Origin of the sequence: Curtobacterium citreum (assembly GCF_006715175.1) — a bacterium.
Lineage (GTDB): Bacteria > Actinomycetota > Actinomycetes > Actinomycetales > Microbacteriaceae > Curtobacterium > Curtobacterium citreum.
In genome coordinates, this window is the sequence record NZ_VFMQ01000001.1 from 3,244,604 (window position 1) to 3,265,432 (window position 20,829).

23 protein-coding genes are annotated in these 20,829 nt (G+C 68.2%); 9 read left to right on the forward strand and 14 right to left on the reverse strand.

Annotation, left to right across the window (positions count from 1 at the left end; translation table 11 throughout):
• The first annotated feature begins 56 nt into the window (after positions 1–56).
• Together FB462_RS15365 and FB462_RS15370 are read left to right on the forward strand one after the other, a co-directional pair.
• Complete coding sequence (locus tag FB462_RS15365) at positions 57–1,046, forward strand: nuclear transport factor 2 family protein (protein ID WP_141862830.1); 990 nt, start codon at positions 57–59, stop codon at positions 1,044–1,046.
• A 94-nt stretch (positions 1,047–1,140) separates the two neighbouring features.
• Positions 1,141–1,911 (forward strand): SGNH/GDSL hydrolase family protein, encoded by a 771-nt coding sequence (locus FB462_RS15370; RefSeq protein ID WP_229666955.1) that lies wholly within the window; start codon positions 1,141–1,143, stop codon positions 1,909–1,911.
• 81 nt (positions 1,912–1,992) lie between these two features.
• Here FB462_RS15370 and FB462_RS15375 read toward each other — a convergent pair whose 3' ends face one another.
• A complete protein-coding gene (locus tag FB462_RS15375; RefSeq protein WP_058741093.1) occupies positions 1,993–2,934 on the reverse strand; it encodes a LysR family transcriptional regulator in 942 nt (313 codons plus the stop codon).
• Between the two features lie 72 nt (positions 2,935–3,006).
• Here FB462_RS15375 and FB462_RS15380 point away from each other — a divergent pair, with 72 nt between their 5' ends.
• Positions 3,007–4,053: a putative oxygenase MesX gene (locus tag FB462_RS15380; protein ID WP_141862833.1), complete on the forward strand. Its 1,047-nt coding sequence runs from the start codon at positions 3,007–3,009 to the stop codon at positions 4,051–4,053.
• Between the two features lie 20 nt (positions 4,054–4,073).
• Positions 4,074–5,123, forward strand: coding sequence for a methionine synthase (locus tag FB462_RS15385; RefSeq protein WP_141862835.1), 1,050 nt, complete (start codon positions 4,074–4,076; stop codon positions 5,121–5,123).
• A gap of 60 nt (positions 5,124–5,183) precedes the next feature.
• On the opposite strand, the gene FB462_RS15390 is transcribed toward FB462_RS15385, so the two are convergent.
• The 3 genes from FB462_RS15390 to FB462_RS15405 all read right to left on the reverse strand — a co-directional run bounded on the left by FB462_RS15390 (position 5,184) and on the right by FB462_RS15405 (position 7,475).
• Positions 5,184–5,663: a hypothetical protein gene (locus tag FB462_RS15390; RefSeq protein WP_141862837.1), complete on the reverse strand. Its 480-nt coding sequence runs from the start codon at positions 5,661–5,663 to the stop codon at positions 5,184–5,186.
• A gap of 73 nt (positions 5,664–5,736) precedes the next feature.
• A complete protein-coding gene (locus FB462_RS15395; RefSeq protein WP_167510143.1) occupies positions 5,737–6,270 on the reverse strand; it encodes a hypothetical protein in 534 nt (177 codons plus the stop codon).
• A gap of 335 nt (positions 6,271–6,605) precedes the next feature.
• A complete protein-coding gene (locus FB462_RS15405) occupies positions 6,606–7,475 on the reverse strand; it encodes a serine hydrolase domain-containing protein (protein WP_167510144.1) in 870 nt (289 codons plus the stop codon).
• Between FB462_RS15405 and FB462_RS15410 the strand changes: the two genes are divergently transcribed.
• The gene (locus tag FB462_RS15410; protein WP_141862846.1) at positions 7,474–7,827 is read left to right on the forward strand and encodes an SdpI family protein; all 354 of its coding nucleotides are present in this window, start codon (positions 7,474–7,476) and stop codon (positions 7,825–7,827) included. The genes FB462_RS15405 and FB462_RS15410 overlap by 2 nt on opposite strands.
• Before the next feature lie 183 nt (positions 7,828–8,010).
• Here FB462_RS15410 and FB462_RS15415 read toward each other — a convergent pair whose 3' ends face one another.
• Positions 8,011–9,270, reverse strand: coding sequence for an MFS transporter (locus FB462_RS15415; RefSeq protein WP_141862848.1), 1,260 nt, complete (start codon positions 9,268–9,270; stop codon positions 8,011–8,013).
• 68 nt (positions 9,271–9,338) lie between these two features.
• Here FB462_RS15415 and FB462_RS15420 point away from each other — a divergent pair, with 68 nt between their 5' ends.
• Positions 9,339–9,764 (forward strand): PRC-barrel domain-containing protein, encoded by a 426-nt coding sequence (locus tag FB462_RS15420; RefSeq protein WP_141862850.1) that lies wholly within the window; start codon positions 9,339–9,341, stop codon positions 9,762–9,764.
• 180 nt (positions 9,765–9,944) lie between these two features.
• Here the strand turns inward: FB462_RS15420 and FB462_RS15425 are convergent, their stop codons facing one another.
• Positions 9,945–10,616, reverse strand: coding sequence for a hypothetical protein (locus FB462_RS15425; protein ID WP_141862852.1), 672 nt, complete (start codon positions 10,614–10,616; stop codon positions 9,945–9,947).
• 19 nt (positions 10,617–10,635) lie between these two features.
• The gene (locus tag FB462_RS15430) at positions 10,636–10,950 is read right to left on the reverse strand and encodes a hypothetical protein (RefSeq protein ID WP_141862854.1); all 315 of its coding nucleotides are present in this window, start codon (positions 10,948–10,950) and stop codon (positions 10,636–10,638) included.
• A gap of 433 nt (positions 10,951–11,383) precedes the next feature.
• On the opposite strand from FB462_RS15430, the gene FB462_RS15435 reads away from it, so the two are divergent.
• Positions 11,384–12,565: an FAD-binding domain-containing protein gene (locus FB462_RS15435; RefSeq protein WP_141862856.1), complete on the forward strand. Its 1,182-nt coding sequence runs from the start codon at positions 11,384–11,386 to the stop codon at positions 12,563–12,565.
• Between the two features lie 123 nt (positions 12,566–12,688).
• On the opposite strand, the gene FB462_RS15440 is transcribed toward FB462_RS15435, so the two are convergent.
• A complete protein-coding gene (locus FB462_RS15440) occupies positions 12,689–12,997 on the reverse strand; it encodes a hypothetical protein (protein ID WP_141862858.1) in 309 nt (102 codons plus the stop codon).
• An 84-nt stretch (positions 12,998–13,081) separates the two neighbouring features.
• On the opposite strand from FB462_RS15440, the gene FB462_RS15445 reads away from it, so the two are divergent.
• Entirely contained in the window at positions 13,082–13,534 is a 453-nt protein-coding gene (locus FB462_RS15445; protein WP_141862860.1) for an NUDIX domain-containing protein, read from the forward strand.
• An 8-nt stretch (positions 13,535–13,542) separates the two neighbouring features.
• On the opposite strand, the gene FB462_RS15450 is transcribed toward FB462_RS15445, so the two are convergent.
• From FB462_RS15450 to nrdH, 6 genes are all read right to left on the reverse strand, one after another.
• The gene (locus FB462_RS15450; RefSeq protein ID WP_141862862.1) at positions 13,543–13,959 is read right to left on the reverse strand and encodes a GNAT family N-acetyltransferase; all 417 of its coding nucleotides are present in this window, start codon (positions 13,957–13,959) and stop codon (positions 13,543–13,545) included.
• Positions 13,960–14,100: 141 nt separating this feature from the next.
• On the reverse strand, positions 14,101–14,307 hold the full coding sequence (locus FB462_RS15455) for a DUF4177 domain-containing protein (protein ID WP_058741108.1): 207 nt from the start codon (positions 14,305–14,307) through the stop codon (positions 14,101–14,103).
• Between the two features lie 502 nt (positions 14,308–14,809).
• The gene (nrdF, locus tag FB462_RS15460; RefSeq protein ID WP_141862864.1) at positions 14,810–15,811 is read right to left on the reverse strand and encodes a class 1b ribonucleoside-diphosphate reductase subunit beta; all 1,002 of its coding nucleotides are present in this window, start codon (positions 15,809–15,811) and stop codon (positions 14,810–14,812) included.
• A 486-nt stretch (positions 15,812–16,297) separates the two neighbouring features.
• Positions 16,298–18,403, reverse strand: coding sequence for a class 1b ribonucleoside-diphosphate reductase subunit alpha (gene nrdE, locus FB462_RS15470; protein ID WP_141862868.1), 2,106 nt, complete (start codon positions 18,401–18,403; stop codon positions 16,298–16,300).
• A 17-nt stretch (positions 18,404–18,420) separates the two neighbouring features.
• A complete protein-coding gene (gene nrdI / locus FB462_RS15475) occupies positions 18,421–18,837 on the reverse strand; it encodes a class Ib ribonucleoside-diphosphate reductase assembly flavoprotein NrdI (RefSeq protein ID WP_058741109.1) in 417 nt (138 codons plus the stop codon).
• A 111-nt stretch (positions 18,838–18,948) separates the two neighbouring features.
• On the reverse strand, positions 18,949–19,182 hold the full coding sequence (nrdH, locus tag FB462_RS15480; protein ID WP_058727719.1) for a glutaredoxin-like protein NrdH: 234 nt from the start codon (positions 19,180–19,182) through the stop codon (positions 18,949–18,951).
• A 415-nt stretch (positions 19,183–19,597) separates the two neighbouring features.
• On the opposite strand from nrdH, the gene FB462_RS15485 reads away from it, so the two are divergent.
• Positions 19,598–20,803 (forward strand): MFS transporter, encoded by a 1,206-nt coding sequence (locus tag FB462_RS15485; RefSeq protein ID WP_141862870.1) that lies wholly within the window; start codon positions 19,598–19,600, stop codon positions 20,801–20,803.
• Positions 20,804–20,829: the final 26 nt, after the last annotated feature.

A 20,829-nucleotide genomic window follows, 5' to 3' on the forward strand; every position in this document is an offset into this window, starting at 1 on the left:
CCGTACGGAGAAGTGCCTCCTTCCGGCCAGTGCACGCTCGACCTACCGTCGTCGCCATGCAGCCCACGACGAAGCACCCGCTGACGAAGCACCGCACCCGCCACCGCGCCGCCCTCGTGGGCGGCGCCGCCCTGGTCACCGGCGCCGCCCTGCTCGCCGGACTCGGCGTCCCCGCGACCGCCAGCGCCGCACCGGACGTGACCCGCGCCTCCCGGTCGGCCACGATCGCCGACGGCGGGACCACCGCCTCCCGTCTCGACACCGCGACCGAACGCCGGAACCGCTGCGCGGTCGTCACGCTCCTGACCCGGACGTTCGTGGACCCGACCAGCCCGGCGGCCCGCCGCCTGGCGCAGACGCTCGTCGCCCCGGAGGCCGTGACGCACACGAACGGGGCGAGCGCCGGCCCCGCCGGGGTCCTGGCCGAGTTCGCCGCCGACCGCGCCCGCGTCCCCGGCGCCCACACGGTCGTGAAGCACGTCGCGGCGGACGGTGACCTGGTGGCCGTGCACTGGCAGGTCGCACCCGACATCCACGACGAGCGCCGTGGGGACGCGGCAGTGGACCTGTTCCGGCTGCGGGACGGCCGGGTCGTGGAGCACTGGTCCCTCGACCAGGCCATCGCGACGGGGAAGCCCGCCAGCGGCAACACGAACACGATGTTCAGCGACCTGTACCGCCCGGCGCGACCGACGCCGCCCCCGAGCGAACGCCAGGAGGAGCGCAACCGGACCTTCGCGGTGTCCGCCTACGACACCCTGTTCCGGGACCACGACGTGTCCGTCCTCGACCGCGACTTCGACCCCGCGTACCTGCAGCACAACCCCGTCGCGCCGAACGGGACGGCCGCCCTCGAGCAGCTGTTCGGCAGCGGCGCGCAGTTCCCCGCCCAGCAGTCGGTCATCTCGCTCGCGGACGGCGACCTGGTGTGGACGTTCTCGCAGCCGGTCGGGGCGGCACCGGACGCGCCGCTGCTCGCGGCCGACCTGTTCCGCGTCGACGGCGGGCTGATCCGCGAGCACTGGGACGTCGTGCCGACGAGTTGAGCGCCGGGAGCTGGCGCAGGCGCGCCGAGCGTGGTCCCGGGTGCTTGCACCGCGCCCGGGACCGCGCTCGGGTGACGGTGGGAGGATGGCGACGATGCACACCAAGTTCGCGGTGATCGGCGACAGCTTCGCCGAGGGGGTCGGCGACGAGTGGCCCGACGGCTCGCCCCGGGGGTGGGCCGACCTCGTCGCCGGTGGCCTCGCCGCTGCCTCCGACCGCACGTTCACCTACGCCAACCTCGCGATCCGCGGCAAGCTGCTCGCGCCGATCCTCGACGATCAGCTCCCCACCGCGCTGCGCCTCGGGCCGGACCTGCTGAGCATCAGCGGCGGCAACAACGACATCCTGCGCCCGCGGGTGTCGATCGCCGCCAACGCCCGACGCATCACGGCCGGGCTCGACGCCGCCGTGCGCACCGGTGCGGACGTGCTCTTCGTCACCGTCGCGGACATGACCCGGCACCTGCCGCTCGGCCGGCTCATCCGCCGACGCGGGGACGAGTACGCGGACCACATCCGGTCATGGGCGGACCGGCCGAACGTCACCGTGGTCGACAACTGGACGGACGCGGGGTTCCACGACCTCGCGCTCTGGGCGCCGGACCGGCTCCACCTCAACACCCTCGGCCACCGGCGGGTCGCGGCGAACGTCCTGACCGCCCTCGGCGTCCCCGCGCCGACCTGGGACGGGGCCGTCCGGCTCGCGGAGCGTGCGTCCACGATCGAACACCTCCGCGTCCACGTCCTGCCGTGGGTCGGCAGACGCCTCACCGGACGGTCGTCCGGGGACGGGCGGACCCCCAAGAGCGCGACGCTGGGTCCGGTCCGCGAGGAGGCGACCGGCCTGGAGGCGCGACCCAGGTGACGGACGCAGGTCGCGCCTCCAGGCCGGCCACCACCCACACGGACGACGCGAGCCCGCCTGCCGGGCCGCCGCCCGCCGGGCTCAGCCCAGCGGCTCGACCCCGTAGCTGACGACCACCGCACGCAGCTCATCCAGGTACGCCTGCGCCTGCACCGTGAGCGGCACCGACGCGTGCGCGATCCAACCGATCTCGATGCGCTCGTCGACGTCGAGCGGGATGGCGACGATCTCCGGGTCCAGGTCGTCGCTGATCAGCCCCGTCGAGATCGTGTACCCGCCGAGACCGATCATCAGATTGAAGATCGTCGCCCGGTCCGACACCCGGATCTCCCGCTTGCTCGACATCGTCGACAGGATCTCCTCGGCCAGGTAGAAGGAGTTGTTCGCGCCCTGGTCGAACGTCAGCCGGGGCAGGTCGGCCAGGTCCTCGAGCGTCGCCCGCTCCCGCGACGCCAGCGGGTTCCGTCTGGCCACGAAGATGTGCGGCTGCGCCACGAACAGCGGCGTGAAGACCACCCCGGCGTCGCGCATGAGCTTCCCGAGCACCTGCCGGTTGAAGTCGTTGCGGTACAGGATGCCGACCTCGCTGCGCAGGGTGCGGACGTCCTCGATGATGTCCCACGTGCGGGTCTCCCGGAGCGAGAACTCGTACTCGTCCGCGGCCGCCGCCTCGACCATGCGGACGAAGGCCTCCACCGCGAAGGAGTAGTGCTGCGCGGAGACGCCGAGCAGCCGCCGCGAGGCCTGCCGCCCGACGTAGCGCTGCTCGAGCAGGGAGACCTGCTCGACGACCTGCCGGGCGTACCCGAGGAACTCGACCCCGTCGACGGTGAGCACGACCCCTCGGGCCGACCGGGTGAAGAGCGGGCGGCCGATCCGGGTCTCCAGGTCCTTCATCGCCGCGGACATCGTCGGCTGCGAGACGTAGAGCAGGTCGGCCGCGGCGGTGATCGACCCCTCCGTCGCGACCTCGATGAAGTACCGGAGCTGCTGCAGGGTGATGTCGTTCGACACGCGGGCCATAGGCAGAGGCTATACCGCCGCATAGCAACTGCGGATTACCTGATGGCCCGCGCCCGCGGTCATGATCGGGGGATGGCGAACGACCTGACCTTCCGGATCACCCGGACCCGCTTCGACGAGGACTACTCCCCCGCCGACAGCTCCCGGCTGACCACGAACTTCGCCAACCTGGCGCGCGGTGAGCACCGCCAGCAGAACCTCCGGAACGCGCTCGGCATGATCGACGAGCGGGCGAACGACCTGGCCGCGCCGTCGGCGGCGGCGACGTCGGCGTCGGCGGCGGCGACGTCGGCTTCGCACGCGTCGTCGGCGTCGCCTGCTGGTGTCACGCGTCGCTACGCGGTCGAGCTCGACATCGTCTCGGTCACCGCCGAGTTCGACGACGGAGCGACGGACGTGGCGTTCCCGCTGCTCGAGATGCTCGACGTCACGATCGTCGACCAGCACACCGGCGAGCGCCACCACGGCATCCTCGGCAACAACTTCTCGTCGTACCTGCGCGACTACGACTTCTCCGTGCTGCTGCCGACGCTCGACAAGTCCGCCGGGATTCCCGCCGACTTCGGGCTGCTGCACGGCCGACTGTTCCAGCGCTTCCTGGAGTCGGACGCCTTCCGGTCCGAGTTCGACCAGGAGCCCGTCGTCTGCATCAGCGTCTCCACGAGCCAGACCTACCGCCAGACCGCGACGGTCCACCCCGTGCTCGGCGCCGAGTACGCGCACGAGCACTCCTCGCTGACCGACGACTACTTCGGCCGGATGGGCATGCAGGTCCGCTACTTCATGCCCCCGGGTGGCAAGGCCCCGCTCGCGTTCTACACGCGCGGCGACCTGCTGCACGACTACTCGGACCTGCAGCTCATCGGCACGATCGCGACGATGGAGACGTTCCAGAAGATCTACCGCCCGGAGATCTACAACGCGGACGTCGTCGCCCCGGCCACCTACCGCCCGACCCTGGAGCACACCGACTTCGCCGTGCCGCCCGTCACCTACGACCGCGAGGAGCGGAGCCGCCTCGGCGTCACCCAGGGCCGCTGGACCGAGGAGCACCTGGTCAAGCCACACCGCGAACTCCTGGCACGTCTCGCCGCCGACACCGCCGTCCCGACCCGTTGAACGACTGGAACCCCGCCCGCATGAGCACCCTCCTCCCCACCGCCATCGTCGGCAGCCTGCCGAAGCCGTCCTGGCTCGCCGAGCCCGAGCGACTCTGGTCCCCCTGGCAGCTCGAGGGCGACGCGCTGACCGAGGGCAAGCAGGACGCCCTCCGCTCCGCCGTCCACGAGCAGGAGCGCCGAGGCATCGACATCGTCAGCGACGGTGAGCAGACCCGCCAGCACTTCGTCACCACGTTCATCGAGCACCTGGACGGCATCGACCAGGAGCGCAAGGAGACCGTCCGTATCCGCGACCGGTACGACGCCGCCGTGCCGACCGTCGTCGGCGCGGTCAGCCGTCCGGAGTCGGTCTTCGTCGAGGACGCGAAGTTCCTCCGCGCGCAGACCGACCGGCCGATCAAGTGGGCGCTCCCCGGCCCGATGACGATGATCGACACCCTGTCGGACCAGCACTACAAGAGCCGCGAGAAGCTCGCGTGGGAGTTCGCCACGATCCTCAACCAGGAGGCCCGCGAGCTCCAGGACGCCGGCGTCGACGTCATCCAGTTCGACGAGCCCGCCTTCACCGTCTTCCACGACGAGGTGCAGGACTGGGGCGTCGCCGCACTCGAACGCGCTGCCGAGGGGCTGCACGCCGAGACCGCCGTGCACATCTGCTACGGCTACGGCATCGAGGCGAACAACAAGTGGAAGGAGACCCTCGGCGCCGAGTGGCGGCAGTACGAGCAGTCCTTCCCGCTCCTGCAGCAGTCCTCGATCGACATCGTCTCGCTCGAGTGCATCCACTCCCACGTCCCCCTCGAACTCGTCGAGCTGATCCGCGGCAAGAAGGTCATGCTCGGCGCGGTCGACGTCGCCACCGAGACCGTCGAGACCCCGGACGAGGTCGCCGAGGCGCTCCGCCGGGCGCTCGAGTTCGTCGACGCGGACAAGCTCATCCCGAGCTCGAACTGCGGGATGGCGCCGCTGGTGCGGGGTGCGGCACTCGGCAAGCTCAGTGCGCTGTCCGCTGGTGCGGACATCCTGCGGGCCGAGTTGGCCAACGTCGCGGTGTCGGCCGGGCGGTAGCGGCGCGGCTCCAGACCGGCCTGGAGGCACGGCTCGGCCCCGACAGGCGGCTCACGTCCGTCAGTCCTGACCGTCCAGGCTCATCCGGTCGAAGTCGCCCACGAAGCACTGCGAGCTGGCGTCGATCGTGTAGCCGCGGGGGTCGGCGCGGAAGTCCGACGAGCTCACCGGGCCACCCCGGCCCCGGACGCCCAGGATCGGGTCCTCGCCACCCGTCTGGTAGCGCTCGGTGGTGACCCCGAGGTCCTTCCAGTGCTGCTCCACCGCCTCGACGTCGGCCTTCGGGTCGGCGCTCGCGGACCGGACCACGGCGTAGACGTACCGGACGCCACCGAGCCCGGGTGCGAGGCCGCACTTCCCGAGTCCCGGACCCTCGCTCGGTTCCCAGCCGTCGCCGACGACGTCGGTGGACTCCTCGACGAACGTGACGACGGACTGCTTCGCCTGCTCAGGGGTCTTCCCGATGCCGGCACTGCAGCCGGTGAGCACGACCGCGGCGAGCAGAGCCACTGCGGTGGCTCGGAGCCCGGTGACGGCCATCCACCGAGTGAGTTCCGCGCGGGAGTCCCTCGCAGACCGGTCGGCGTCTGCGAGGCGCACCCTCGTCCGGAGATCAGCGCTGCCGGACATGGTCGCTCCACCTCGGGAACGGCTCCGAGACACCCGGTTCGGATGCATCGGGGAAGTCGGCGGGGTCCCGCAGTGCGATCGCCTTGATGAGCTCCGAAGCATCGTGTGCCCAGAACGCCTCGCTGTACACGCCGAGCGAGTACTGCCCGTTCGGTCGCACGTTCCAGGTCACCCACCATCCGTCGCCGGTGTCGGCCCGGACCTCGTGATCCGTACCGACCTTCGCGCTGCTCCAGCGCCACCCTTCTTCGTCGAAGTAGCGCTGCATCGGCTCGAGGTCCTGCACCGCGCCGGTAGCACCCTCCGGTTCGATGATCCGCACGGCTCGGAACTTGTAGGAGTTCTCCTTGGTCGCACCCTCCGGCGCCTCGCCGAACGCGTCATCGCCTGCGGGCAGAGGACGGACGTCTCCGCCGTTCCAGTACCACGTGCCATCCGAGATCTGTCGTTGTGCGGCTGCGAGCACGGCCTGCCCGTGCTCGTACCGCTCGCCAGCCAGCTCGAACTCGTCCTGCAACGAGAGATCGGCTACCTGCGCCTGCGTCCTGCCTGCCGCGTCTCGCGCGTCCTGTCCGCCTCCGCCGTCCGAGGCGCATCCGGTCGTCGCGAGCACCACGGCCGCGAGCACGGTCACGATCGCGCCGCGCGGTCGGGGACGGGAGCGATGCATTCGCAGGTCCCCGGACGTCCCGTCTGCAGCAGCGATGGGGGCGTCGTTCGCCCTGTCATCGAACACCGTCGTCACGCACACCCCCGTGTCGCTCGCAAGCTGGTTCCCGACACTACTCAATGACCGACGCGCCCGTCCGTCCAGCTGCCTCGACCTCGACGGGTCGGTCGCGTTGATCGGGATCATGCGTCTCTCGCGCGCAGCGCTTCCCGTTCGACGAGCGCCGCCGCGATCGCATCGGCCGCGTACGGTGCCTTCGCGAGCGTGTGCACCACGGCGGTCACTCCCGCTGCCCGGGCGATCACCGCCCCCGCGGCCCGGACTTCGCCGTTGATCCAGCGAGTGCCCTCGTCGCGCTGCCAGCTGACCGTGCGGGAGGGCGGTGCACCCGGTTCCAGCGCCCAGTCGGCGTAGCGGCAGAGGTCGTCAAAGGTCGACCAGAGCCCGCCGGCCGCCGCGAACGAGGACGCACCCAGCGCCCACGGCGAGATCGCGCGACCGAGGAACCTCGGCATGATGCGCTCCGATGCAGCCGGCACCAGTGTCGCGGAATCGATGCCCGCCGGCCGCAGGACCTGCTCCTGCACGGCGTCGAACCAGCTCCCGTACGCCGCGTCGAGGACCGCCCCGAGGAGCGCGTACCCGAGGTTCGAGTACACGTACTGCCCCCTCGGCGTCAGGGGCACCGCGGTCGTCAGGTCCAGCGGCACCCCGACGGCCGGTCGGTACGGGCCACGGACGAGGCTGTCACGGATCGTCGGTGGTACCCGGGCCAGCCCGGAGGTGTGGCGGACGAGATCACCGACCGTCATCTCACTGTCGGGCACGCCGGGCAGGTACGACGCGACCGGCCGTTCGAGCTCGAGCGTGACCGCGGCCGTCGTCCCGACGAGCCCCTTCGTGATGCTCCCCCACTCGAGCAAGGATGCCTCGGCGTACCGTCCGGCGGGCTCGCGGACGGACTGCCAGCCGTCGGTCGTCCGAACGCCCGCCCGCCATTGACCACGTGGAACATTGCCGTTCATGTACCAGCACGTTAGCGTCGTCACCATGCCTGGAGCAATGGTGTCCACACTCGTCATCGAGATCGGTGGAGCGGTCCTCGTGATGTGGTTGACGTGGCGAGCTGCGAACGGGCAGCTGGGCCGGAACGACCTCGCCGGCATCCGGACGCGGGTGACGATGTCCAGCGACGAAGCCTGGCGGACCGGGCACCGAGCGGCGCTGCCTCCGGCGCTGATCTCGGGCGTGATCACGATCCTCTGCTGCGCAGTGTGCATCGTCGTACCCTCGCTCCGCACCCCCGCGTCGGTGATCGTCGTGTCGGTCGTCCTCCTGGGCGGCGCACTCCTCTCCATTCCTTTTGCCCACAGCGCGGTGCGCCGAGCGGAATCCGAGGACTGATGCGGCGACGGACAAGTCACGGCGACCGTCGCTACCTGCCGTCGGACGCACCTACTCGTAGCTGGCAGCGCTCGGTCGTGAGCCCCGCTCCTCCGGTGCCGTCCCGTCGCCGCAACGGCAACCGATGGACCAACGGTCGTGGAGCACACCCGCGGGCGACACTGACTTCCTGACCGACCTCCATCACTCGCCGTGCTGTCGGAGCTGCGCGGTCCGCAACGGAGAACGAGCGGCGACGACCGCAGCGGCCACGAAGACGACCGTCACGACGATGAGCGCCATCCCTCCGCCCGCGATGGTCATGAGAGCTCCGCCTCCGATCGCTCCGACCGCTGCGAGCGACCGGTTCGCGCTGCGCATCGTGCTGTTCATGCGTCCGAGGAGCTCGTCCGGCGTCACTGTTTGGCGCAGGCTCATCTCGTTCGCGTTCTCGCACCCGGCAGCGACACCCTGCACCGCGAACGCAGCGAAGAGGACGATGGTGCTCGCCGTCGGCATCGACTGCCCGAGCACGATGGTCGCGACCGCGATGGCGGCCCAGGCGACCGGGTACGCGCCGCGAGCGGCGATGATCGTGCGCCCAGCCCCGAAGCGGCTGCCGAGTCGTGGTGCCGCGGTGGTGCCGAGGAGCATCGCGACACCGCTGACCGCGAGGACGGCACCGTAGACGACTGCCGGCAACGCGAGCGTCCGCAGTGCGAGGGCCGCGAACACCGTCGACCCGGCCGCGTTGGCGAGGAACCAGAGGTGCGTGGAGAAGGCCAGCGGGGCGAGCATCGCGTGCCCGTAGGTCCACCGCAGGCCGTCGGCGACGTCGCGGCGCAACCGCGGACGTGCGCGGCGCATCGGCACGCGCTCGTCGACCCGGACGCGGGCGACGAGGACAGCGTCGACGAAGTAGCTCGCGGCGTCGAGCGCGATCGCGAGCGGCGCTGTCACGAGGCTCACGAGCGCACCACCCAGCGCCGGCCCCACGGTCTGCGCGGCCGCGTCGCTCTGGTCGATCCGTGCGTTGGCCGCCAGGAGCAGCGGTCGGGGCACGATCCGCGGCAGGAGCGACTGGGTCGCGGCGAAACCGATGACGGACAGGACACCGAACACGAACAAGGCGCCGGCCGTGACCCAGAGATCGAGCAGTCCGAACGCCCAGGAGACCGGGATCACGGCCAGGCTCAGGCCACGACCCACGCTGGACCAGATCAGGAGGGGCTTCCGACGGAAGCGGTCGACGTACGCCCCGACGACCAGTCCGAATATCGTGTAGGGCAGGAACTGGGCAGCGTTGACCAAGCCCACCTCGAAGGGCGTCGCGTGCAGCACGGTCACCACGAGGACCGGCACCGCTACCGCACTCACGGCGGACCCGAACGACGAGACGGTCGCCGCCGACCAGTACGACCGGAAGCCGGCGACACGACGCAGCGTCGTCGCGTCCTCACCCATGGGCCAACGTTGACAGGTCGAGGACTCGCCGTACAGGGTGCGTCAGGCCGAGGGCGTTGACTACACGCATGATCACCAAGGCCCAGATCCACGAGGTGGAGCACGCGACCGTCCGAGACCGAGACGGCGCATCGGTCGGCAAGGTCGCGCAGGTGTTACCCTCCGACGAGGACGGCAGCGCCGCGTTCATCAGCGTCGCCACCGGACTCCTCGGCAGCCACGCCGTGCTCGTCCCGGTCGAGGACGCCACGTTCGACGGCTCGGACCTGCACGTCGGGTACACGAAGCGCGCGATCAAGGACGCACCGTCCGCCGGCGCCGGGAACACCCTGTCCCTCGCCGACGAGAACGCCGCACGCAAGCACTTCGGGCTGTCCCCCGCCGGCAAGGCCACCGGCGACATGGGCGACCCGCACGAGAACCTCGACCAGGCAGGCACCGGCCCGGCCGGGGCAGACGACACCGAGGGCGCGGGCGCGACGCCGCCGGCCTGAGCGACGGGGTGCGCAGCCGACGATTCGACATGCCACGTTCGATCTTCTGCCGACGAGTGGACACGATGTTCAGATCTGGACGAGGGGCGCCGATGCTGAGAGGCAGAGCAGTGACGACCCTCATCAGCAAGAAGGAAGCGGGGTCTCGGCGCGACCGAGACCCCGCTTGTCATGTCCGCGTCAGGAGACGTGCACGTGCCGGAAGCTCCAACCCCGCTCCGGCGCCTTGTACCGCAGCGGGTCACCAGAGGCGACCAGCTTGCATGCCTTGTTCTCGACGTATCGCTGCACACTGCCGGTGTGCTTGATCGAACCGATCTCGAGGCGACCGAGCTTCCAGTTGTGCGGGACCTTCCAGGAGCCGCTGCTCGAGCTGGTACCCGAGTAGTTCGCCGAGATGGTGACACCGATGTCTTCCTTCACTGCCGCGACACCGGCAGAGACGGATACTCCGGTCGTGCTCGTGATCGAGCCACCGACGGAGAACGTGGTGCTCCGACTGATCGAGAGCGTGATGTCGGACTCGCCACTCACGGTTGCGTCCTTCCCGCTCGCAACCGTGAATGCGGTCGACGCGTCACGCGCGGTGTAGACGATCCGGCCGCCCTCGCACAGGCTGCTGGGGCTGCTCACCGGAGAATGCTGCAGACCTCCACCGCTCCCCGATCCGGCACCAGTTCCGGTGCCGCCTTCATCGACAGACCGCGGGGAACCGTCCTCCGAGACGATCCCGTTCTCGGTGGCATCGGTCGAGATCGGCGTGTCCGGTCCACTCTCATCAGCGAGAGCCATCGTGCCGCCGGTGCCGACCAGGACTGTCGCCAGAACCAGCGTCGCAATTGTTTTCTTCATTTTCCCCCCAGATTGGGCATCAGTTGCTATCAGGAATTCCAACGATCCAGAAACGGGTGGACGCTGGAAGCGTGATGGTGACGGAGGTGTCGGCCGCAGACGCGATCGGGATACCGCCGCTGTTGGAGACGATGTACGTGCAAGGGCCCTCGAAGTGCTTGCCCATGGTGACCGTGTAATGGCTCACTGGCGAGCATGACACGTAGTAGGTGATCTGCTTCGTCCCGGCCGGGATGTTCGAGACGGTGAACGTCGTCGTGCCGGTCCCGGACTCGTGCAGAACCGGTGTTGCGTCCGTGTAGAAGTCGTGAGACTTGTCGCGCAGCTGCACCATCGGGTCCACGAGAGCCCGCGATGCACGAGCACTCGACGTGGGATCTGCAGTCGTGTTCGTGTCATTTGTGCAACCCGTGAGGAACAGCGTTGCGGCACAAACAAGCGCCCCCATTGCGGCAACAGCCGATCGCATTCGCATTCAGCAACTCCTTGGTTGATGCAAACATATGGCGCAGTGACGCGTCGAACAATGTGAAACCGCACAGGAGCTGCCCCCCGAACAGGGTCCGGGATCGGCGGCGGTGACTCCAGGAATTCTTCGACGCGACTCGGTCCTGCGACCACGCGACGGACGTGAGCCGTCGCGCCCGCGGGATGCGTGCCTCCAGGCCGGACTGGAGGCGCGGCAGCCGTCCGCCCCGCCGCTCACCTTCCAGCCGTGTCACCCCGGCACACGGCTCCCCCGGCGCCGCCAGGCGCAGGATGACGAGGTGACCACACCCACCCGCGCCGCCGGCCTCGACGCCCTGCGCGCGTTCGTCCCGCACGCCGGCGCCGACTACCGGCGCGACCGCAACCACGACACCGGTCCGGCACGGACGAACGTCTCGGGTCTGTCGCCGTACATCCGGCACCGGCTCGTCACCGAGCAGGAGGTCGTCGACGCCGTGCTCGAGCGACACAGCCTGCACACCGCGGAGAAGTTCGTGCAGGAGGTCTTCTGGCGCACCTACTGGAAGGGGTGGCTCGAGCAGCGTCCCGAGGTCTGGCGCCGCTACCGCGAAGAGGTCCGTGACCTGCTCGCCGGCGACCTGCCCGCGCACTACGAGGACGTGGTCGCCGGGCGGTCCGGGATCGAGGCGATGGACGCGTGGGTGCGTGAGCTCGTCGAGACCGGCTACCTGCACAACCACACGCGGATGTGGTTCGCGAGCATCTGGGTCTTCACCCTCGAGCTACCGTGGCAGCTCGGTGCCGACTTCTTCTACCGGCACCTGCTCGACGGTGACGCCGCCTCCAACACCCTGTCGTGGCGCTGGGTCGCCGGACTGCAGACCCAGGGGAAGACGTACCTGGCGACGACGGAGAACATCGCGCGGTACACCGACGGCCGTTTCGCGCCGACCGGCCTCGCGACCGAGGCCCGAGCGCTTGACGAGGAGCCCTTCCCGCCCGCCGTGCCGGTGCCGGCCGACGACGTCGACGGCCGGGTCGGCGAGCGCGTCGGGTTGCTGTTGCACGAGGAGGACCTGGAGCCCGAGAGCCTGCTCGCGGAGCACCCGTCCCTTGCTTCGTCGATCCGCGCAGTCGCCGTGGCCGCGGACCCCGGGCAGCGCTCCCCCGCCGAGGTGCCGACCGCGGTCACGGCCTTCACCGCCGGTGCGGTCGCGGACGCTGCGTCGCGGACGACCGACGCGACGGTGCTCGACTCGGTCGAGCCCTCCGCCGTCCTCGACTGGGCAAGCGCTGCGGACCTGGACACGGTGGTCGTCCCGTACGCGCCCGTCGGCCCCGTCCGGGAGCGCCTGGACCCGTTGCGCATACGGCTCGGCGCGGAGGGCGTCGCGCTCGTCACCGTGCGTCGGCGGTGGGACGGGCGGGCGTGGCCGTACGCGTCGCGGGGGTTCTTCCCGTTCCGGGAGCGGATCCCGGGGTTGGTGCGGGGGCGGTAGTCGACGCCGGTTCGGCAAACGGCGTAGTCGGTTCGATCACGGCCTGGAGGCGCGGGGCGAGTCCGCGCCGCCGGCCCGCGTCCGGCGGCGCAAGCCTTATGCGTGGCCTCTTGGCACACCACATCAAGCCGGAGGGAACGGACGTCCCGCGATCCATAGGGTAAACCCCGCGATGATCACCGCTTCGAGGGCCAGAGGGAAGAAGCCCCACCCCGCGCCGAAGCCAGCCACGAGCGAGGCAACCCCGAGGATCACGAGCACCGCAGCGACCAGCGCGAGGAAGGCGGCAGGGATGAGAGCCAGAAAGGGCCGAGCATTCAGCGCGAGCTGCGCGTCACCAATCCACCGCTCGTTCCCGGCACGCCAGACAACGCCTGCAGCCGTCAGTACGAGCACCGCCAGGCTCGCAATCGGGAACAGGACATCAGCCATGAGCTGAGACTACGGACGCTCCAGTCTGCTGGGGTTCTACCGAACGGCCCTCACTCCGCGCGGGACCGGCGGTAGCTTCGGAACATGCCGGCCTCCGAGTACGTCCGATCCTTGAGGAAGCGGATCGGCAGGAGTTACCTCCTCCTTCCCGGAGTGACCGCGGTCGTGCAGGACGGCGATCGCTTCCTCCTCGCGCGGCAGCGCGACTCCGGCCGATGGAGCCTGATCGGTGGCGGCGTCGAACCAGGCGAGGAGCCACGCTCGGCACTTGCGCGCGAAGTGCGAGAAGAACTCGGCGTGGGCATCGACATCGTCCGGATCATCGGAGCGTACGGCGGCTCCGCTCTCGAGAACGTCTACCTCAACGGCGATCGCGTCGGGTACGTGACCGTGGCGTACCTCTGCACACTGCACGCGTCATCGTTCACCCTCGACGACCATGAAGTACTCGAAACCCGATGGGTCACTTTCGCCGAACTTGCTCGGCTCGACCATCACGAGTGGATCGAAGAAGTGCTGGCGGATGCGGTCCAGTGATCGGTCGGCTACAGGACGAGCGCCATCATCTTCGACGGGTCGGCAAGGGGTGCGAAGCCGAACTGCGCGTAGAGCCCATGCGCATCCCCTGTTGACAAGAGCGTGCGCTTGAGGCCGAGAGGTTCAAGGTCCTCGATCACGGCAGCGACGAGCATCTTGCCTACGCCTCGCCCACGTACTTCCGGCGCGACGAAGACGTCACAGAGCCACGCAAAGGTCACGCCGTCAGTCACCACTCGGGCGTACGCGACCTGATCACCGGTGTCCTCGTCGTAGACGCCGTAGTTCCGTGACCCGTCGATGGCCGCGTCCTGGGTCTCGCGGGATCGTCCTTGCGCCCAGTACGACTGCTGACTCAGCCAGGCGTGCACCCGTGCTCGATCCACGCGCGCCGTCTGGGCAGAGGTGCCGTACCGCTCGATCATGTCTTCACCGTAGTGACGTGTCCGATCGAGACGCCGTGTACGCCCAGATGCTCACGACGAAGAGAGACGGCACGCTCGAACCCGGGGAGCATATGGCCGCACACCGATACACCCGCTGCGAGAGCCGCTCGCTCAGAAGTGTCAGCCAAGGCTCTCGAACACCATCGTCGCCTGAATGCGGTCTCCGCCGCCCAATCCCTTGCTTCCGCTGCTGGCCGTGGTGATGGTGTGCAGACGGTAGCCCTTTGCGGCTTGGTCGTTGATCGCCTTCTCGAGAGAGGTCAAATTACCGGACCCCGTTCCCCAAAGCCTCTCCTTCAGAATGACCTGCACGACGACGTACTGCATCTGCGGCTCCCTTGCCCTTCGGCGCGCGAGCAAGGTGCTCGCTCTGCACGACAAGTCTGTCGCGAAGTTGCCTGCTGACATCGCCCCAGTTCGCGTGGCGACGCTTGCGTCGGATCCGTTGTGCATTGCGGTAAGGGCGTCGATGGTCGGTGTGGTGGCGGCGTTGCCCAGGCGTGTGTTCGCTCGCGGATCGGCTATCGCACGATCCGCAGTACCCGAAGTTGGTCGATGAGGCCCGCGACATCGGGAGACATCGATTCGAAGATGCGGTAGAGGGTCTCGGATCGGTCGACAGGTCCGACCGGCCTATGCGCAGCCCGTACCGATAGCCGATCCTTCACCGAACGCACGACCACTTCTCTTCCACGATCGGAAGCATGTGTCTCAGATGACCCGTCCGCGATCGGTCTCAATGCGGGCACGCCAGACGAACGCCGCCGAAGTGCAAGAACGCCCCGCCGGCCGAAGCCAGCGGGGCGTCCCCACACGAGTCAGACCAGGATCAGAAGTTCCAGTCCTCGTCCTCCGTCACGACCGCCTTGCCGATGACGTACGACGAGCCGGACCCCGAGAAGAAGTCGTGGTTCTCGTCCGCGTTCGGCGACAGCGCCGACAGGATCGCCGGGTTCACGTCCGTCGTCTCCTTCGGGAACATCGGCTCGTAGCCCAGGTTCATCAGCGCCTTGTTGGCGTTGTAGTGCAGGAACTTCTTGACGTCCTCGGTCAACCCGACACCGTCGTACAGGTCCTGCGTGTACTGCACCTCGTTCTCGTAGAGCTCGAACAGCAGGTTGAACGTGTAGTCCTTGATCTCCTGCTTGCGCTCCTCGGAAGCGCCTTCCAGGCCCTTCTGGAACTTGTAGCCGATGTAGTACCCGTGGACGGCTTCGTCGCGGATGATCAGGCGGATCAGGTCAGCGGTGTTCGTGAGCTTCGCCCGCGAGGACCAGTACATCGGCAGGTAGAAGCCGGAGTAGAACAGGAACGACTCGAGCAGCGTCGACGCGACCTTGCGCTTCAGGGGGTCGTCACCGGTGTAGTAGTCGAGGACGATCTGCGCCTTCTTCTGCAGGTTCGGGTTCTCCGTGGACCAGCGGAACGCGTCGTCGATCTCGGGCGTCGAGGCGAGCGTCGAGAAGATCGACGAGTAGCTCTTCGCGTGCACCGACTCCATGAAGGCGATGTTCGTGTAGACGGCTTCTTCGTGCGGGGTGATCGCGTCGGGGATCAGGCTGATCGCGCCGACGGTGCCCTGGATGGTGTCGAGCAGCGTCAGGCCCGTGAAGACCCGCATGGTCAGCTGCTGCTCCTCGGGCGTGAGCGTGTTCCACGACTGCACGTCGTTCGACAGCGGCACCTTCTCGGGCAGCCAGAAGTTGTTGACCAGCCGGTTCCAGACCTCGACGTCCTTGTCGTCCTGGATGCGGTTCCAGTTGATTGCACTGACCGCGCTGATCAGCGGGATGGACTTGCCCGTTGCGTGGACCGGGTCGGTGAGGGTCATGGTCTCTTCCTGAAGGTAGCTTGCCGTCGATGTGGGCGGGGCAGGCCTTCACCTGCCCCGCCTCCAGCGCTAGACGCGCTGGGTGATGGTGCCGTCGGGGTTTCGCCTTGCGCTTGCCGCGGTCACGAACTGACCGGAGCTAGCGGAACGATTCACCGTGCGGGAGTTGCTTGTGCCACTACCCACACGCTCCGTTGTCGTCTTCGACGGCCAACGAGCGGCGGCAGCTGCGCTGACGAAGCGACCGCTTGCGGCACTTCGGTTGACACTCTTGCCCACTGTCTTCACCTCCTCTCGGGACTGGTTCAGCCCCGAGAGCCTGGCCCGGACGGCCAGTTCGACTCATGTACAGTGGACGCTCCAGCTCTCAGTTGGAGTCCCTGCTAAGGGGCTGTTCAGGACCAGGTTTTCGCGAACCTGGTCCTGAGCTCTTTGTGGACTTGTGCGGGCCTCCAGGATGTGGGCAGTCGCTTCAGCGACCGACCGCTACAGCATGCAGCTGACGCAACCTTCGACCTCGGTGCCCTCGAGGGCGAGCTGGCGCAGACGGATGTAGTAGATCGTCTTGATGCCCTTGCGCCATGCGTATATCTGGGCCTTGTTGATGTCGCGGGTGGTGGCGGTGTCCTTGAAGAACAGCGTCAGCGACAGACCCTGGTCGACGTGCTGCGTCGCCGCAGCGTACGTGTCGATGATCTTCTCGGCACCGATCTCGTACGCGTCCTGGTAGTAGTCCAGGTTGTCGTTCGTCATGAACGGCGCCGGGTAGTAGACGCGGCCGAGCTTGCCTTCCTTGCGGATCTCGATCTTCGACGCGATCGGGTGGATCGACGACGTCGAGTGGTTGATGTACGAGATCGAACCGGTCGGCGGGACGGCCTGCAGGTTCTGGTTGTAGATGCCGTGCTCCTGGACGGACGCCTTCAGCGCCTTCCAGTCGTCCTGCGTCGGGATCGTCACGTTCGCGTTCGCGAAGAGCTCGCGGACACGCTCGGTCGCCGGCGTCCACTCCTGGTCGGTGTACTTGTCGAAGAACTCGCCCGACGCGTACTTCGAGTCGCGGAAGCCGTCGAACGTCTCCCCCGTCTCGATCGCGATGGTGTTCGAGGCGCGCAGGGCGTGGAACAGCACCGTGTAGAAGTAGATGTTCGTGAAGTCGATGCCCTCTTCGGAGCCGTAGAAGACGCGCTCACGAGCCAGGTAGCCGTGCAGGTTCATCTGGCCGAGGCCGATGGCGTGCGACTTGTCGTTGCCGTCCTCGACCGAGCGGACCGACGAGATGTGCGACATCTGCGAGACCGAGGTCAGGCCGCGGATCGCGGTCTCGATGGTCTTGCCGAAGTCCGGCGAGTCCATCGTCAGCGCGATGTTCAGCGAGCCGAGGTTGCAGGAGATGTCCTTGCCGATCTCCTTGTAGGAGAGGTCTTCGTTGAAGGTGGTCGGCGTGTTGACCTGCAGGATCTCCGAGCACAGGTTGGACATGTTGATCCGCCCCTTGATCGGGTTGGCCTTGTTCACCGTGTCCTCGAACACGATGTACGGGTAGCCCGACTCGAACTGGATCTCGGCGATGGTCGTGAAGAAGTCACGCGCCTTGATCTTCGTCTTCTTGATGCGCGAGTCGTCGACCATCGCGCGGTAGTTCTCGGAGATCGGGACGTCGCCGAAGGGCATCCCGTAGACCTTCTCGACGTCGTACGGCGAGAACAGGTACATGTCCTCGTTGTTCTTCGCGAGCTCGAACGTGATGTCCGGCACGACGACGCCGAGCGACAGCGTCTTGATACGGATCTTCTCGTCGGCGTTCTCGCGCTTGGTGTCGAGGAACTTCATGATGTCGGGGTGGTGGGCCGACAGGTAGACGGCACCGGCACCCTGACGCGCACCGAGCTGGTTCGCGTACGAGAAGGAGTCTTCCAGCAGCTTCATCACGGGGATGATGCCCGAGGACTGGTTCTCGATCTGCTTGATCGGGGCGCCGGCCTCGCGGATGTTGGAGAGCAGCAGGGCCACGCCGCCGCCGCGCTTCGAGAGCTGCAGCGAGGAGTTGATGCCGCGCGAGATCGACTCCATGTTGTCCTCGATGCGGAGGAGGAAGCAGGAGACGAGCTCCCCGCGCTGCGCCTTCGCGGTGTTGAGGAACGTCGGGGTCGCGGGCTGGAAGCGGCCGGCGATGATCTCCTCGACGAGGTCGATCGCGAGCTGCTCGTTGCCCTGCGCCAGGCCGAGGGCGGTCATCACGACGCGGTCCTCGAAGCGCTCCAGGTAGCGCTTGCCGTCGAACGTCTTGAGCGTGTAGCTCGTGTAGTACTTGAACGCACCGAGGAACGTCTGGAACCGGAACTTCTTGGAGTACGCCAGGTCGTTGAGCTTCTGGATGAACTCGAGCGAGTACTGCTCGATCGTCGCCGCTTCGTAGTACTCGTTCTCGACCAGGTAGTCCAGCCGCTCCTTCAGGTTGTGGAAGAAGACGGTGTTCTGGTTGACGTGCTGCAGGAAGAACTGCTTCGCGGCCTCACGGTCCTTGTCGAACTGGATGTTCCCGTCCGCGTCGTAGAGGTTGAGCATCGCGTTGAGGGAGTGGTAGTCCATCCCCGTCTGCGGCGACGTCAGATCGACGTCTGCAACTGCTGCGTCCAAAATGCATCCAATCCTGAGTTGACCGCGCGGACGTCGTCCGGCGTTCCGAAGAGTTCGAACCTGTAGAGGAGCGGGACGCCGCACTTCTGTGCGATGACGTCCCCGGCCAGGCCGTAGGCCTCGCCGAAGTTCGTGTTGCCCCCGACGACCACTCCGCGGATGAGCGAGCGGTTCTGTTCGTCGTTGAGGAACTTGATGACCTGCTTGGGCACCGCGCCCTGCCCGTTGCCGCCGCCGTACGTCGGCAGGACGAGCACGTACGGCTCGTCCACGCGCAGGAACGGTTCGTTCGGGTAGAGCGGGATGCGGTCCGCGTCACGGCCGAGCTTCTCGACGAAGCGTGCGGTGTACCCGGACACGCTCGAGAAGTAGACGAGGCGACTCATGTGCGCGCTCCTTGTGAGAGGTGCGGACAGCAGATCAGGAGTGGCCTGTCGGAGGCGCTGCGTGCCTCCAGGCCGGCGGAGGTGCGGGTCCCGGGACGGGACCCGCACGGCTCACGCGAGTTCGGCGCTGAGCGTCGCGATCTTGTCGGGACGGAAGCCCGACCAGTGGTCGTCGTCGGTCACGACGACGGGGGCCTGCATGTAGCCGAGGCTCTTGACGTGCTCGAGCGCGGCTTCGTCGGCGGAGACGTCGAGCACCTCGTACTGGATGCCCTTGTTGTCGAGCGCGCGGTACGTCGCGGTGCACTGGACGCAGGACGGCTTGGTGTAGACGGTGACGGCCATGATCTCCCCTGGTTCTTGCTGGTTGTTCGTGCTGTGGAGTGGTGCTGGTGTCTGGTGCCGCTTGCACCTGCCCGCTGGCACCTACGCAGACGTGTCCGGGAAGGGGCCGCTGCGGTGGCTCCACACTACATCTAGTGGCTGGCCGAGGCACCGACCACAAGAGGAAGTGTTACAGCCGTGTAGTTCTCCACAACGCCCTCCACAGTCTGTGGATTCCCGGGAGGCCCGGAATCACGCCAGTCTGCGGCCCACCACCGACACTTCCCCACACCGGTGGACAGCCTCGATCCACATGTGTGGAATCAGCGCGTCGGCGTGTCGCGGACGGTCCTCCACACGGGGCTCCGGAGGCCGCTCGTCCACACCACCCCCGGACGGGTGACGGCCCCGTCCGTCCGGTCCGTACACTCGTCTCGTGAGCGCCTACGGACCCCTGCTGAAGACCCCCGGAGTCGGTCGCGTCATCGCAGCGCAGCTCACCGCGCGGTTCCCGTTCGGCATGCTCTCGCTCGCGTACCTGCTGCACGTCGAGCACGTCTTCCACTCGTACGGCGCCGCCGGGCTCGTGCTCGCGACGACGAGCATCGGTCAGGCCATCGCCGGTCCGCTCACCAGTCGGTGGATGGGCAGCTGGGGCATGCGGCCGGTCCTGGTGCTGACGAGCATCGTCGCGCTGCTGAGCATGGGTGTCGTCGCGTTCGCCACCATGCCGCTCTGGGCGTACGTGGTCGTCGGGTTCCTCGGCGGCCTCGCGGTCCCGCCCGTGCAGCCCGCGGTCCGCACCATCTACCCCAAGATGGTGACCTCGTTGCAGCTCACGCCCCTGTTCTCCCTGGACGCCAGCGCACAGGAGCTCATCTGGGTCGCCGGCCCGGTCATCACGACGTTCGTCGCGACACAGGTCGGCACCGTGCAGGCGATCGTCGTGGCGATGGTGTTCCTGGTCGTCGGTGGCGTGTGGTTCATCGCTTCCCCCGAGCTCGGCCGCGTCCGCATCCCTCGCTCGAAGCGTGCGTTCGGCGTCGTGCTGCGCCGCCCCTCGGTCGTGGTGGCGACCCTGACCGGTCTGCTGCTCATCGGTGCGTGCGCCGCGGTCGAGGCCAGCGTCACGAGCGTCTTCGGCGAGGGCAGCCCGAACGCCGGCATCGTCCTCGCGGTGTTCGCCGTCGGGTCGCTGGCCGGCGGGCTCGCGCTCGGACACCGTCCGATCTCCCCGAACACCCTGTGGGCGCGCATGTGCATCGTGTTCGTCGGACTCGCGCTGGCCGTGGGCGGCACGAACTTCTGGTGGCTCTGCCTGGCGCTCGTGATCGCCGGCGCCGGCATCGCCCCTGCCCTCGCGGTGATGTTCGGCTCGGTGTCCGCGACCGTGAAGTTCTCCGACACGGCAGAGGCCTACGGCTGGATGGGCACCGGGCAGCTCATCGGCGCCGCGGGCGGCTCGGCGGTGGCCGGGTTCCTCATCGACGCGAACGGGCCCTCGGGCGGCATGACCGTCGGCGCGGTGATGGCGGCGGCCGGCGTGGTGCTGCCGCTCGTCGCGAAGCGGTGGCTGCCCGACCTGCGCGGCCGTGACGCGAGTCCCATCCCCGACACCGAGCCGGTGACGCTGCCGAGCTGACGCCGCGGGGCAGGGCATGCCCCCAC

Bases quoted from the DNA above. Each gene is read 5' to 3' on its own strand.
- FB462_RS15365 (WP_141862830.1), top strand. From the start codon at position 57: ATGCAGCCCACGACGAAGCACCCGCTGACGAAGCACCGCACCCGCCAC.
- FB462_RS15370 (WP_229666955.1), top strand. From the start codon at position 1,141: ATGCACACCAAGTTCGCGGTGATCGGCGACAGCTTCGCCGAGGGGGTC.
- FB462_RS15375 (WP_058741093.1), bottom strand. From the start codon at position 2,934: ATGGCCCGCGTGTCGAACGACATCACCCTGCAGCAGCTCCGGTACTTC.
- FB462_RS15380 (WP_141862833.1), top strand. From the start codon at position 3,007: ATGGCGAACGACCTGACCTTCCGGATCACCCGGACCCGCTTCGACGAG.
- FB462_RS15385 (WP_141862835.1), top strand. From the start codon at position 4,074: ATGAGCACCCTCCTCCCCACCGCCATCGTCGGCAGCCTGCCGAAGCCG.
- FB462_RS15390 (WP_141862837.1), bottom strand. From the start codon at position 5,663: ATGGCCGTCACCGGGCTCCGAGCCACCGCAGTGGCTCTGCTCGCCGCG.
- FB462_RS15410 (WP_141862846.1), top strand. From the start codon at position 7,474: ATGCCTGGAGCAATGGTGTCCACACTCGTCATCGAGATCGGTGGAGCG.
- FB462_RS15405 (WP_167510144.1), bottom strand. From the start codon at position 7,475: ATGGTGACGACGCTAACGTGCTGGTACATGAACGGCAATGTTCCACGT.
- FB462_RS15415 (WP_141862848.1), bottom strand. From the start codon at position 9,270: ATGGGTGAGGACGCGACGACGCTGCGTCGTGTCGCCGGCTTCCGGTCG.
- FB462_RS15420 (WP_141862850.1), top strand. From the start codon at position 9,339: ATGATCACCAAGGCCCAGATCCACGAGGTGGAGCACGCGACCGTCCGA.
- FB462_RS15425 (WP_141862852.1), bottom strand. From the start codon at position 10,616: ATGAAGAAAACAATTGCGACGCTGGTTCTGGCGACAGTCCTGGTCGGC.
- FB462_RS15430 (WP_141862854.1), bottom strand. From the start codon at position 10,950: ATGGTGCAGCTGCGCGACAAGTCTCACGACTTCTACACGGACGCAACA.
- FB462_RS15440 (WP_141862858.1), bottom strand. From the start codon at position 12,997: ATGGCTGATGTCCTGTTCCCGATTGCGAGCCTGGCGGTGCTCGTACTG.
- FB462_RS15445 (WP_141862860.1), top strand. From the start codon at position 13,082: ATGCCGGCCTCCGAGTACGTCCGATCCTTGAGGAAGCGGATCGGCAGG.
- FB462_RS15450 (WP_141862862.1), bottom strand. From the start codon at position 13,959: ATGATCGAGCGGTACGGCACCTCTGCCCAGACGGCGCGCGTGGATCGA.
- FB462_RS15455 (WP_058741108.1), bottom strand. From the start codon at position 14,307: ATGCAGTACGTCGTCGTGCAGGTCATTCTGAAGGAGAGGCTTTGGGGA.
- nrdF (WP_141862864.1), bottom strand. From the start codon at position 15,811: ATGACCCTCACCGACCCGGTCCACGCAACGGGCAAGTCCATCCCGCTG.
- nrdE (WP_141862868.1), bottom strand. From the start codon at position 18,403: ATGGACTACCACTCCCTCAACGCGATGCTCAACCTCTACGACGCGGAC.
- nrdI (WP_058741109.1), bottom strand. From the start codon at position 18,837: ATGAGTCGCCTCGTCTACTTCTCGAGCGTGTCCGGGTACACCGCACGC.
- nrdH (WP_058727719.1), bottom strand. From the start codon at position 19,182: ATGGCCGTCACCGTCTACACCAAGCCGTCCTGCGTCCAGTGCACCGCG.